11 protein-coding genes are annotated in these 12511 nt (G+C 60.3%); 1 reads left to right on the plus strand and 10 read right to left on the minus strand.

Annotated features, from left to right (window positions below; all coding sequences use genetic code 11):
• Window positions 1–11 precede the first annotated feature (11 nt).
• From AC07UI_RS01250 to AC07UI_RS01280, 7 genes are all read right to left on the minus strand, one after another.
• Complete coding sequence (locus tag AC07UI_RS01250; protein ID WP_494990750.1) at window positions 12–569, minus strand: phosphonate degradation HD-domain oxygenase; 558 nt, start codon at window positions 567–569, stop codon at window positions 12–14.
• Window positions 569–1702, minus strand: coding sequence for a TIGR03364 family FAD-dependent oxidoreductase (locus AC07UI_RS01255; protein ID WP_494990751.1), 1134 nt, complete (start codon window positions 1700–1702; stop codon window positions 569–571). Before AC07UI_RS01255 ends, AC07UI_RS01250 begins: the two co-directional genes overlap by 1 nt.
• 126 nt (window positions 1703–1828) lie before the next feature.
• Window positions 1829–2854, minus strand: coding sequence for a putative 2-aminoethylphosphonate ABC transporter substrate-binding protein (locus AC07UI_RS01260; RefSeq protein ID WP_494990752.1), 1026 nt, complete (start codon window positions 2852–2854; stop codon window positions 1829–1831).
• A gap of 47 nt (window positions 2855–2901) precedes the next feature.
• The gene (locus AC07UI_RS01265) at window positions 2902–4626 is read right to left on the minus strand and encodes a putative 2-aminoethylphosphonate ABC transporter permease subunit (protein WP_494990753.1); all 1725 of its coding nucleotides are present in this window, start codon (window positions 4624–4626) and stop codon (window positions 2902–2904) included.
• Window positions 4626–5702, minus strand: coding sequence for a putative 2-aminoethylphosphonate ABC transporter ATP-binding protein (locus AC07UI_RS01270; RefSeq protein ID WP_494990754.1), 1077 nt, complete (start codon window positions 5700–5702; stop codon window positions 4626–4628). The genes AC07UI_RS01265 and AC07UI_RS01270 overlap by 1 nt, the downstream gene beginning before the upstream one ends.
• A 224-nt stretch (window positions 5703–5926) precedes the next feature.
• On the minus strand, window positions 5927–6790 hold the full coding sequence (locus tag AC07UI_RS01275; RefSeq protein WP_494990755.1) for a LysR family transcriptional regulator: 864 nt from the start codon (window positions 6788–6790) through the stop codon (window positions 5927–5929).
• A gap of 16 nt (window positions 6791–6806) precedes the next feature.
• On the minus strand, window positions 6807–9086 hold the full coding sequence (locus AC07UI_RS01280; RefSeq protein ID WP_494990756.1) for a heavy metal translocating P-type ATPase: 2280 nt from the start codon (window positions 9084–9086) through the stop codon (window positions 6807–6809).
• Window positions 9087–9170: 84 nt separating this feature from the next.
• Here AC07UI_RS01280 and cadR point away from each other — a divergent pair, with 84 nt between their 5' ends.
• Entirely contained in the window at window positions 9171–9620 is a 450-nt protein-coding gene (gene cadR, locus AC07UI_RS01285) for a Cd(II)/Pb(II)-responsive transcriptional regulator (RefSeq protein WP_494990757.1), read from the plus strand.
• A gap of 93 nt (window positions 9621–9713) precedes the next feature.
• Here the strand turns inward: cadR and AC07UI_RS01290 are convergent, their stop codons facing one another.
• The 3 genes from AC07UI_RS01290 to AC07UI_RS01300 all read right to left on the minus strand — a co-directional run bounded on the left by AC07UI_RS01290 (window position 9714) and on the right by AC07UI_RS01300 (window position 12422).
• Complete coding sequence (locus AC07UI_RS01290; protein ID WP_494990758.1) at window positions 9714–10685, minus strand: thymidylate synthase; 972 nt, start codon at window positions 10683–10685, stop codon at window positions 9714–9716.
• 48 nt (window positions 10686–10733) lie between these two features.
• Complete coding sequence (lgt, locus tag AC07UI_RS01295) at window positions 10734–11555, minus strand: prolipoprotein diacylglyceryl transferase (protein ID WP_489069213.1); 822 nt, start codon at window positions 11553–11555, stop codon at window positions 10734–10736.
• An 84-nt stretch (window positions 11556–11639) separates the two neighbouring features.
• A complete protein-coding gene (locus tag AC07UI_RS01300; RefSeq protein ID WP_494990759.1) occupies window positions 11640–12422 on the minus strand; it encodes a sulfite exporter TauE/SafE family protein in 783 nt (260 codons plus the stop codon).
• Window positions 12423–12511 lie beyond the last annotated feature (89 nt).

Consider the following 12511-nt stretch of genomic DNA (forward strand, 5'->3'; position numbering starts at 1 on the left):
CGATCGGTGGCTTACGCGCCTAACAACCGCCCCGCCTTGTCCTTCAACACCTGCAGATCGATCACCGGCACCCACATCTCCTTGGCCTGTTCATCCCAATGGCGCATCCGCAGGCTGATGGCCCACAACGGGTCTTGCTCGAAGGTTTGGGCCTCTTCAGTCGTCATTACCCCGCCCTGGTACTCCAGCGTTCGCCGGCTCGCTTCGCTGAGTCGGTCGTAGTACCCCGCCTCTTTCAAGGTCAGATAACGCTTGGCCTGAACGTGATACTCCACCAGCCGCGCCACGCGCTCGCTGAAGCCTGCGCGACGCAAATAATCCGCGCCCAAGCGCTCGTGGCTGACCACGCCAAAACCGCCCATGTTCTGTGCGTCTTGAGCGCAGATATGCCCGATGTCGTGAAAGAACGCAGCCAACACCACTTCATCATCGAAACCCTCGGTCATCGCCAGCTGCGCGGCCTGGGACATGTGCTCGATCTGCGACACCGACTCACCGATGTAATCGTTGTCACCGAACTGCTCATACCAACCGAAGACCTCAGCGATGACCTGCCCACAGTCATTCATCACAACTCCCTCAACAAGGTCGCGACATTACGTTCAGCCATCGCCGGCCCGACACTCATGCCCACCCCCGTGTGCATCAGCGCCACGCTCACTCCCGGGGCCGCGCGCAGGAACGAGAACGGCCCAGGCCCGCGAGAACCATAGACGCCTTGCCAGCGTTCAAGCACCTGCACCTTGCAACCCAGCGTTTGCTCGGCCAGGTCAATCAGCCAGTTGTCCACCCGCTCAGCATTGAACGGCGAGGGATCACTGCCGTAATGGTGAGAGTCGCCGATGATCAGCTCACCATAGGGCGTCGGGCTGATCAGCAGGTGAATCCCCTGCTCGTGCAGGTGCGGCGATTCGCGAAGAATCTGGGCCTGCACCGCCGCAGCTTCCGGCAAATCGGCAAAGGCGCCGTAATGCACGCAACTCAAGCCGGTCAGCAACGCGTGTTGCAGATTCAGATTGATCTGCGGCCGCGCGCGGAGCATTTGCAGGCGACAGATTTGCGGGTTCAACTCAGCAATTTGTTCGGCCAGCAGCGTCTGATAATCATGTCCGGAACAGACGATGATCTGTTCGCCACGGAAGGTGCCTGCCGTGCTCTGCAACTGCCCGGGTTCGATGTCGCGAACCAGCGTGGAAAAGTGAAACTCCACACCCAACTCACGGCGCAGGTATTCGATCAGCGCCGGTATCGCCTCGCGAGAATACAGTTGCTGGTCATCCAGTCCGTGCAGCGCCGCACGGTGATGGCTGAACTGGCCCCCGTACAGGTCGCGCAATGCAGTACCGCGCAGCAGTTCAACACGATAACCGTGCGCCACTGCGCGGCCGCTGCAGAAGGCTTCCAGCAGCTGTTCTTCGGCTTCGTTGCGGGCAAACAGGTACGAGCCGTTGCGCTTGAGTTGCAAACCGGCTGACTGCGCCCATTGGCCCCAGATATCGCGGCTGGCCCGCGCCAGATCAAACATCACCCCCGGCGGCTGACCGGTAACCAGCGCCTGACCGAAGTTGCGCACCGAGGCGCCAAGCGGTGTGGCGCTGCGCTCGAAGACCTTGACCCGCAAGCCACGTTTCGCTGCGGCATAGGCGTGGGACAAACCAAGAATCCCCGCGCCGACAATCAGCATGTCGCTGTGATTAGCCATGTTTTTCTCCCCATGATCGTTCCCACGCTCTGCGTGGGAATGCCTCCATGGACGCTCCGCGTCCACTGTGACGCAGAGCGTCACGGGCTGCATTCCCACGGGGACCGTGGGAACGATCGAACTGACTTACTTGGCGACGACTTTTTCCGACTTGCCGTCATAGCGCTTGCGCCATTCGGTGAGGATGTTGTCGCGGTTTTTCGAGGCCCAGGCGAAATCGTTTTTGATCAGACGCTGCTCATAGTCCGCCGGCAGTTCGGTCTGTGGCTTGGCGATACCGGGCTGCGCGAGCACCGCGAAGTTTTCCTTGTACAGCTCCATCGCCGCGGGACTTGCGGAGAAGTCGGCAAGTTTCTTCGCCGCTTCTTCATGAGGCGTGCCCTTGATCAGCGCAGTGGCTTCGATTTCCCAACCCAGGCCTTCTTTTGGCAGGATGATATCCAGCGGCGCGCCTTGGCGTTTCAGCTGCACGGCCGGGTATTCGAAGGAGATGCCAATCGGGAATTCACCGGCTGCCGCCAACTTGCATGGCTTGGAACCCGAATGAACGTACTGGCCGATGTTCTGGTGCAGGTCGTCCATGTACTGCCAGCCCTGCTTCTCGCCGAAGGTCTGCAACCAGGCACTGACGTCGAGAAAACCGGTACCGGACGACGCCGGGTTCGGCATGACGATCTTGCCTTTGTATTCAGGTTTGGTCAGGTCCTGCCAGCTCACAGGCTTGGTCAAACCCTGCTTCTGGGCTTCGACGGTGTTGAAGCAAATGGTCGCGGCCCAAACATCCATACCGACCCAGGCCGGCGGGTTGGCGACATCACGGTAATTGCCGCCGATCTTGCCCAAGTCCTTCGGTGCGTAACTTTGCAGCATGCCTTGCTGGTCAAGGATCGCCAGGCTCGATGCTGCCAGGCCCCATACTGCGTCAGCTTGCGGACGGGCTTTTTCGGCCAGCAGTTTGGCGGTGATGATCCCCGTGGAATCGCGCACCCACTTGATTTCGACGTCCGGGTTGGCTGCTTCGAAGGCCTCTTTGTAGGACTTCAGTTGCTCGGCTTCGAGGGCGGTGTACACCGTCAGTTCGGTTTTCGCCGCGAAGGCATTCAAGCTGAAAGCAGTGAGGACAGCAGCGGCAAGAGCCATGGGCTTGAACATGGTGCGGTTCCTTTGTGAGTGCGGATCAGGGTGAGTGGTGGAGTGAATCAGTTGCCGGGCGCGGTTTGCCGCCAGGCCTGGGAGCGACGCAGCAAACCGCGCGAGGCCCAGGCCAGCAGCAGCGAGACGCCTGCCGAGGTGAACAGAATCAGGGTCGACATGGCCGCCGCGCCGCCGACATTGCCGGCGTCGTCCATGTTCAGCACCGCCACCGCCGCGAGGATGGTGTCGGGGCTGTAAAGAAAGATCGCCGCCGAGACCGTGGTCATGGCCGAGACGAACAAGTAGCGAACGATGTCCAGCAGCGCCGGCAGGCAGATCGGCACGGTGACCCGCAGGTAGTGGCGGTACAGCGGCGCCTTCAGCGACAGCGCGGCGGCTTCGAACTCAGAGTCGAGCTGGCGTAGCGCGGTGGTGGCGGTCATTTGCGCGGTGGTCAAATAGTGAGCAATGGTGCAGACCACCAGCAGGGTCATGGTCCCGTAGAACACATGCAGCGGATTGCCATTGAGGTTGAAGAAAAACACATAGCCCAGCCCGAGCACCAAACCTGGCACCGCCATCGGCACAAAACTGAGCATGCGCAGCGCCAGATTCAAACCACGCTGGCCGTTGGTTTTCTCCATCAGGTAGGCGCCGGTGAAAATCAGCACACTGCCGATCAACGCCGTGCACAAGGCCATTTTCACGCTGTTGCCATAAGCCAGCCAACCGCCGCCCGCGGTGTCGTTGAACTGGTAATGATTGAGCGACAGCGACAGGTTGTACGGCCAGAACTTCACCAGCGACGAGTACACCGCCATGCCGAACACCAGCAACAACACCGCACAAATCAGCAACACGATGGCCAGGAAACAAGCGTCCCGCAGCCGTGACAGCGCTGGCTGAAAGACCTGCGCCCGACCGCTCATGGAATCGCCATGACGACGACGCAACCAGGCATCGACGCCGAAACTGAACAGCGCCGGCAGCAATAGCACCATGCCAATCAAGGCGCCACGACCGAATTGCTGCTGGCCGACCACCGCTTTGTAGGCTTCCAGCGCCAGCACCTGATAATCGCCGCCGACCACCACGGGCACACCGAAATCGGTGATGGTCAGGGTAAACACCAGGCAGAACGCAGCGAAAACAGCCTGGCGGGTCGCCGGCCAGGTGATGCTGCGAAACGCCTTGGCCGGGCTCGCGCCCATGCTCGACGCGACGTCGAACAAACGCGCATCGGCCAAGGACAAGGCCGAGAGCAGAATCATCAAAGCATGAGGAAAGGTGTAAATCGCTTCACCAAGGACAATGCCCCAGAAGCCGTAGATGTTTTCCGACACCAGCCCGCGAAGCATGCCCTGGTTGCCGAACAGATAAACCAGGGCGATTCCCGGCAACATCGACGGCGCCATCAGCGGCAACAACGACATCCCGCGCCAGATGCCTTTTGCCGGGATCAACGTGCGCTGCAGAGCGTAGGCAAACAGATAGGCCAGCGGCACGACAATGGCCGCCACGCTGAGAGAAACCTTCAGGCTATTGCCCAGCAGCCAGTGAAAATTCGCGCTGGTCACCAGTTCACGAGCGGCTACCAGACCGCCGCCCTGCCCGGCTTCGGCACTGAAGCCACGCCAAAAGATCGCCAACAACGGCATCAGCACCGCAACACCCAACAGGCATAGCAGCAAAACCTTGCCACCGACCACGAACACCCGGTCGCCAAGTTCGGCGCGGGTGCTTTGCCGAACCTGCTTGTGCGGTATCGGCAGGACGACGTGCGCGCTCATCAGGCAAACACCTGCAGGCTGCGTGGCGGCAAGGCGACCATGATGTCCTGGGCGCCGAGGCGTGGCATGTCTTGTGGCGCCAGCTCGGCGAGCAGCGAGTGACCCGGCAGTTCGTTGAGTTCGAAGCTCATGCGGCAGCGATTGCCGAGGAAGGTGATCTCGCGGACCTTCGCCGGGAACAGATTCTCTTCATGCACCGGCGGGTTGACGCTGATGGATTCCGGGCGGCAGAACAGACGGCCCGAGACGGCCCGGCCGGAACCCTCGGCCAGCCGCACATGCATGCCGCCGACCTGGGCGTGGCTGTCGCTACTGCGCTGGAACGGTAGCCAATTACCCTGGCCAACGAACTCGGCCACAAACGGCGTCGCCGGCTTGTCGTAAATTTCCTGGGGTGTGGCGTACTGCTCGACCTTGCCGTTGTTCATCACGGCAATCCGGTCGGCCATCAACATCGCTTCGTCCTGATTGTGGGTAACCATCAGGGTGGTGACGCCCAGGTTGCGCTGCATTTGGCGCAGTTCGGTACACAGATGCTCGCGCACCCGGGCGTCGAGGGCCGACATTGGCTCGTCGAGCAGCAGCAACGATGGCGCCGGCGCCAAGGCACGAGCCAGGGCTACGCGCTGCTGCTGACCGCCCGAAAGTTGGCCGGGGTATTTCTTTTCGCTGCCGATCAGGCCAACCAGTTCAAGCATCTGCCCGACGCGTTTGCGCACTTCATCGCGGCCACTGCCTGCCAGGCCGTAGGCGATATTGGCTTCGACGGTGAGATTGGGGAACAGCGCGTAGGACTGAAACAAAATGCCATAGTCCCGGGCTTGCGGTGCAAGGTGGGAAACGTTGCGGGCACCGAGGTACAACTCGCCGCTGTCTTGACGCTCCAGGCCGGCGATGCAGCGCAGCAGCGTAGTCTTGCCGCACCCGGACGGCCCGAGCAGGCACACCAGTTCGCCAGCGGCGACGTCCAGCGAAACGTTATCCAGCGCAGTGAATGCGCCAAAGCGCTTCTGAATGCCGCGCACCTTCATCGGCGTACCGGGAAAGGTCTGAGCAGTTGCGATCGGGTTGTTCATGGACGGGCCTCATCAAGCAGATGAAAGCCATCCTAGGGACTGAATGCGTAGGTCATGTGGCAACGAGGCAAAAGTTGCCGATAGTGGTATTGGTGGATTTGGGTGATCGTTCCCACGCTCTGCGTGGGAATGCAGCCCGTGACGCTCTGCGTCGCAGCCGAAGCGGACGCGGAGCGTCCAGTGAGGCATTCCCACGCGGGAGCGTGGGAACGATCATCGGCGATTCAGCAACCGGCCATTTCCTGCGCCAACCCCAGGAACGCTGCCGGCAGGCGCGCGCCCTTTCGCTCTTTGAGGCAGTACAGATACTCGGAAATCTGCGGCGCGCCTTCGAAGGTCAGCACCCGCAGTTGCGGATCATGAGGCACTTCATGGCGGGCAATGATGCTGATGCCGATGTTGCGCAGCACCGCTTCACGAATCGATTCGCGGCTGCCGATTTCCAGTAGCGGGCCAAAACTGACGTTGGCGTTTTGCAGCAGGTCCTCGGTCAGTCGGCGAGTGGTCGAGCCCGGCTCGCGCATCAACAAGGTATGCCCGGCCAATGCGCTGAGTGGAACATGGCCATGGGTCGCCAACGGATGATTGCGATGCACCGCCAACACCAGCGGATCGCTGCCCAACACCCGGCGAATCAGCCGCGCGTCTTCCAGCAACTGCGAAGAGGCGGCAATGTCGACCCGGTACTCCTCCAGGGATTCCAGCACCTGTTGTGAATTGCCGATCTCGACGGAGACCTCAACCTTTGACAAGCGCTCGCGGAAGGTTTTCACCAGATCGAGAATGTAATACGGCGCCGTGGCGGCGATGCGCAGCGTACCTTGGACCTGGCCACTGTTGCGCAGGAAAAACTCGATATCGGCTTCCTGCTGCAACAACGCTTTGACCATCGGCAGCAGCCGCGCGCCTTCATCGCTGACGCTCAAGCGGCGGCCGCCGCGGTAGAACAACTCAACGCAATACTGGCTTTCCAGGTGACGAATCTGCGTCGTCACCGTCGGTTGGCTCAGGCCGAGCTTTTTCGCCGCCTGGGTGATGCTGCCCAGGCGGGCGACCATATAAAAAGCCTTCAGCTCGGCACTCAGCACTGCACCCTCTCATTGTCTATTTGCGCAACAGGCGCAAACCATTGAACACCACCAACAGGCTGACGCCCATATCGGCAAAAACCGCCATCCACATCGTGGCGAGGCCTGCGAAGGTTACCCCAAGAAAGATCGCCTTGATGACCAACGCCAACGCGATATTTTGTTTGAGGATGCTCGAGGTCTGCCGAGAGAGACGGACAAATGCCGGAATCTTGCGTAGATCGTCGTCCATCAGGGCGACATCGGCAGTTTCGATGGCGGTGTCGGTGCCAGCCGCGGCCATGGCGAAACCAATCTCGGCTCGAGCCAGCGCCGGCGCATCATTGATGCCGTCGCCGACCATGCCAACCCGATATCCTTGAGTGTACAAGGCTTGAACGGCTTGAAGCTTGTCGCTCGGCAGCAGATTACCCTGAGCCTGATCGATACCAACCTGGGCCGCAATCGCCTGGGCAGTGTGTGGGTTGTCGCCGGTGAGCATCAGCGTCTTGATGCCCAGCTCATGCAACTGCCGGATCGCTTCGCGGCTGGATTCCTTGACCGTATCCGCCACGGCGAACAGCGCCAGTGGGCCAGAGGCATCGAGCAGCAGCACCACCGACTTGCCCTGCTCCTCCAGTGCGAAAAGCTTCTCTTCCAGCGCTGGCGAGCACAGACCCAGTTCTTCCACCAGGCGATGGTTGCCCAAGTGGTAGAGCTGACCACCGATTTCACCGCGCACACCGCGACCGCTCAGGGCTTCGAAGTTATCCACAGCGTGCAGCGTCGGCTGTTTATCCACAGCCGCATGGGCGATGGCCAAAGACACCGGGTGATCCGAGCGGCTGGCCAGGCTGGCGGCAATGGCCGGCGCGATCTCATTGGCTATCGGATCAAGGGACAGATAGTCGGTCTGCACCGGTTTGCCGTGGGTGATGGTCCCGGTCTTGTCCAGGGCCAGGTAATCGAGTTTGTAACCACCCTCCAGATAGACACCGCCCTTGATCAAAATACCTTTGCGCGCTGCTGCCGCGAGGCCGCTGACGATAGTCACCGGGGTGGAAATCACCAAGGCGCAGGGGCAAGCGACAACCAGCAGCACCAGTGCCCGATAGATCCACTCGAACCAGACTCCGCCCATGAACAACGGCGCAATCACCGCAACAGCCAAGGCGAAGATGAACACCACCGGCGTGTAGACCCTGGCGAAGGTGTCGACAAAACGTTGAGTCGGCGCGCGTGCGCCCTGAGCCTGCTCGACGGCGTGAATGATCCGCGCCAGGGTCGAGTGATTGGCCGCAGCCGTCACTTTGTATTCCAGAGAGCCGGACTGGTTGATGGTGCCGGCGAAGACTTTATCGCCGAGACCTTTCTCGATCGGCAGGCTTTCACCGGTGATCGGTGCCTGATCAATGGTCGAACTACCGGACACCACTTCACCGTCCAGGCCGATACGTTCGCCAGGACGAACCCGCACCAATGCGCCCAATTCGATGGTTTTCACCTCGCGTTCAAGCCAACTGCCGTCAGCTTGCTGCACGGTAGCCTGCTCCGGGGTCATCTGCATCAGGCCGCTGATGGCATTGCGCGCGCGGTCGAGGGATTTGGCTTCGATCAGCTCGGCCACGGTGAACAGGAACATCACCATCGCCGCTTCCGGCCATTGGCCGATCAACACCGCACCCGTCACGGCGATGCTCATCAACGCATTGATGTTCAGGTTGAAATTTTTCAGGGCAATCCAGCCCTTTTTATAAGTAGCGAAACCGCCACTGAGGATCGACACCAGTGCGACCAACGCCACGATCCAGCTCGGTGCTGCACTGGTGAAGTGGATCACTTCGGCTACCAAAGCGCCGATACCGGACAATGCCAGCGGCCACCAGGGCTTTTTTGCCGGTATCGGGATTGCTACCTCAGCATCGGATCCCGGCTCGATGGGCTCGGCTTGCATGCCCAGGGACTTGATCGCCTCAACGATAGGCGCAGTGGACGCCAGGTCATGAGTGACGCCCAGCACCCGGTTGATCAGGTTGAACTCCAGTTGTTGCACACCCGAAAGCTTGCCGAGTTTGTTCTGGATCAGTGTCTGCTCCGTCGGGCAGTCCATCGCCTCAATGCGGAAACTGCTCAGGCGTGCCCCGGCAGTGGGCGCTTCGCTGAGCTTGATCAGCGACGGCGCTTGAGCCGTCGAACAGCAGGAATGCTGATGGCTGGCGTGATGGTGCTTATCGACTGGCCGGAGCTTTTGCCCGTGATCGTGATCAGCATGCTGATGGTCAGCATCGGGTTTGTGGGTGTGGATGGAATCGCTCATTGGGTCGCGTCCGAAAGGTGCCTGTTGCCAAGTGAACACCCTGTAGCCACTATAGGGTCAAGCAGCCAATGGAGATGATCTGAAATGAAAATAGGTGAGCTGGCGAAACTGACTGACTGTCAGGTCGAAACCATCCGTTATTACGAACGCGAAGGCTTGCTGCCGCCACCTGCGCGCAGTGAAGGCAATTATCGGTTGTACACCCAGGCCCACACCGAACGGCTGACCTTTATCCGCAACTGCCGAACCCTGGACATGACCCTCGAGGAAATCCGCAGCCTGCTGGGTTTGCGCGACAGCCCGCAAGGCCAGTGCGAAAGCGTGAATGCCTTGATCGACGAGCACATCCTCCACGTCAAGGCGCGAATCGACGGCTTGCTGGCCTTGCAGGAACAACTGCTCGACCTGCGCCAACGCTGCAGCGAAGGGCCGGATATCGATCAGTGCGGGATTTTGCAGCGTCTGGAAGTGAGTGGCTCAGTAGTGGCCAGTGAAGCCGAGCATTCGCATGTCGGCAGAAGCCACGGGCATTGAGGACGCCATCGCGGGCAAGCCTCGCTCCTACAGGTTCGATGTGATTCCGTAGGAGCGAGGCTTGCCCGCGATCACCGCAAAGCGGTGCCTAAATCAGACCGCCATCGGCGCAGTCATTGGCGCGTGGTGTTCGTAGCCCTCGAGTGAGAAGTCACTCGGTTCGATCTGTTCCAGCCACTCGGGCTGGTACACACCGGTCTTGGAGAACTCCGGGACACGCTCGGAAATCACCAGTTTCGGCATCGGGAACGGCTCGCGGGTGAGCTGCTCGTTGAGCATGTCCAGGTGGTTTTCGTAGACGTGGGCGTCACCGATGAAATAGGTGAACCAGCGTGGCGTGTAACCGGTCAGGCGGCCGATCAGGCTCAGCAGCGCCGCGCCTTCGGTCAGGTTGAACGGCGTACCCAGCCCCAGGTCGTTGGAGCGGATGTAGAGGGTCAGGGAGATTTCCCGGGTCTCGACATTCGGGTGGAATTGGTACAGCAGATGGCACGGCGGCAAGGCCATTTCATCGAGCTGGGCGCAGTTCCAGCCGTGGAACAGAATCCGGCGACTGCCCGGGTCCTTGATGATGGTGTCGACACACTGACGAATCTGGTCGATGGCCTTGTACAGCACCACGTAGGCCTGGCCGTCTTCTTCACCTTCGGCGATCTGCCGATAGCCCTGGCTCAGCGCCAGTTCGATAGCGGCCTGGTTGCTGGTGTTGATCTGTTTGTACGCCGGCCATTTGCGCCATTGCACGCCGTAGATCTCGCCCAGATCGTCGTCGCCCTGACGGAACGGGTTGGCCAGCCACTGAGCGTTTTCGTTGGCGTTCTGGTCCCAGACCTTGCAGCCCAGAGCACGAAACTCAGCGGCGTTGTTCACGCCGCGCAGGAAACCGACCATCTCGCCGATGGCCGACTTGAAGGCCATCTTGCGGGTGGTGATTGCCGGGAAACCTTCCTTCAGGTCATAGCGCAGCATCGCGCCGGGAAAACTGATGGTGTTCACACCAGTGCGGTTGGCCTGCTTGGTGCCGTGCTTGATGACGTGGGCGACCAGATCGAGATATTGCTTCATGAATTACCTGTGTCCTTGAACCCGGGGCCTGCGCCCCGGGATTCGAATTTAAAGCGCCGCGTCTTTGGCAGCAGGGGCTGCCGGGGCACGGTGATAGGCCAGCCAGATCAGGAACAGACCGCCGACAATCATCGGCACGCAGAGTACCTGCCCCATGGTCAGCCAGTCCCATGCCAGATAACCGAGTTGTTTGTCTGGAACACGAACGAATTCGACGATGAAACGGAAAATTCCGTAAAACAGGGCAAACATCCCGGATACGGCCATCGTTGGTCGAGGCTTACGTGAGTACAGCCAGAGGATGGCAAACAGTGCGACACCTTCCAGGGCGAACTGGTACAGCTGTGATGGGTGACGCGCCAACTGATCAGGATCGCTGAAAGGCGGGAAGATCATCGCCCACGGCACGTCGGTCGGCTTGCCCCACAACTCGGCGTTGATGAAGTTGCCAATACGCCCGGCTCCCAGGCCAATCGGCACCATCGGCGCGACAAAATCCATAAGCTCGAAGAACGACTTGCCATTGCGCTTGCCGAACCACCAGGCCGCCAGCATGACCCCGATGAAGCCACCGTGGAACGACATCCCGCCTTTCCAAACTTCGAAAATCAGGGTCGGGTTGGCCAGATAAGCACTCAGGTCGTAAAACAGCACATAGCCCAGTCGGCCACCGACAATCACCCCCATCGACATCCAGAACACCATGTCGGAGAGTTTCTCCTTGGTCCAGGTCGGGTCGAAACGGTTCATCCGGCTCGATGCCAGCAGCCAGGCGCCGCCGATGCCGACCAGGTACATCAGGCCGTACCAGTGGATTTTCAGCGGGCCGATGGCCAGGGCCACCGGGTCAATCTGCGGGTAAGGCAGCATTGCGACTCCTCGTTAGAGTTGAAACCTAAAAATTCGGGGCTGGACCATGCCAATCCAGGATTAAGCCAATATTGCGACACGCTGTCAGAACAGAAAACTCAAGCCCACACAAAACAGCAATGCGGCGAACATTCGTTTCAGCAAACGCGGCGACAGCCTGTGCGCCATCCGTGCGCCGAAACGTGCGAAAACCATACTGGTCAGGGCTATCCCGAGCAGCGCTGGCAAATAAATGAAACCCAGACTATGAGCCGGCAAACGTGAATCATGCCAGCCCAGAATCATAAAACTTAACGCACTCACCACGGCAATCGGCAAGCCGCAGGCCGATGAGGTGGCCACCGCCTGCTGCATCGGCACGCTGCGCCAGGTCAGGAACGGTACGGTCAACGAGCCACCTCCGACCCCGAAGATCGCCGACGCCCAGCCGATCACGCTGCCGGCCAGGGTCAACACGAGCTTTCCGGGAACGGTTTGGCTGGCCTTGGGTTTGAGATCCAGTGTCATCTGCAGGGCGATGACCAAGGCAAAGACACCGATGATCTTCTGCAAGTTCGGTCCGGAGATAGCCTCTGCCGTCAGTGCGCCAACACCCGAGCCGATCAGGATCCCGACCGTCATCCAGAGAAAAATCGGCCAGCGCACCGCGCCTCTGCGCTGATGCTCGCGGACCGCGTTGACCGAGGTAAAGATAATCGTCGCCAAGGATGTACCCACCGCGAGGTGAGTCAGCACCGACGCATCGAAACCTTGCAAAGTGAAACTGAACACCAGCACCGGGACAATAATGATTCCGCCGCCAACGCCAAACAGCCCCGCCAGCACGCCTGCACAGGCGCCCAGCAGCAGGTAGAGCAGAAATTCCATGGGTGCATCCCGAAATAAGACCGGCATGGTAACGGATGCATGGCCTTGGGCTCCACTGGATGGCGATGGATACCCGCCCGATCTGTGCG

It is taken from the genome of Pseudomonas sp. GW821-FHT04C07 (assembly GCF_059420325.1).

Coding starts and splice junctions, on each gene's coding strand:
- AC07UI_RS01265 (WP_494990753.1), bottom strand. CDS start 4,626: ATGAGCGCGCACGTCGTCCTGCCGATACCGCACAAGCAGGTTCGGCAA.
- AC07UI_RS01260 (WP_494990752.1), bottom strand. CDS start 2,854: ATGTTCAAGCCCATGGCTCTTGCCGCTGCTGTCCTCACTGCTTTCAGC.
- lgt (WP_489069213.1), bottom strand. CDS start 11,555: ATGCTGCCTTACCCGCAGATTGACCCGGTGGCCCTGGCCATCGGCCCG.
- AC07UI_RS01280 (WP_494990756.1), bottom strand. CDS start 9,086: ATGAGCGATTCCATCCACACCCACAAACCCGATGCTGACCATCAGCAT.
- AC07UI_RS01250 (WP_494990750.1), bottom strand. CDS start 569: ATGAATGACTGTGGGCAGGTCATCGCTGAGGTCTTCGGTTGGTATGAG.
- AC07UI_RS01300 (WP_494990759.1), bottom strand. CDS start 12,422: ATGGAATTTCTGCTCTACCTGCTGCTGGGCGCCTGTGCAGGCGTGCTG.
- AC07UI_RS01255 (WP_494990751.1), bottom strand. CDS start 1,702: ATGGCTAATCACAGCGACATGCTGATTGTCGGCGCGGGGATTCTTGGT.
- AC07UI_RS01290 (WP_494990758.1), bottom strand. CDS start 10,685: ATGAAGCAATATCTCGATCTGGTCGCCCACGTCATCAAGCACGGCACC.
- AC07UI_RS01270 (WP_494990754.1), bottom strand. CDS start 5,702: ATGAACAACCCGATCGCAACTGCTCAGACCTTTCCCGGTACGCCGATG.
- cadR (WP_494990757.1), top strand. CDS start 9,171: ATGAAAATAGGTGAGCTGGCGAAACTGACTGACTGTCAGGTCGAAACC.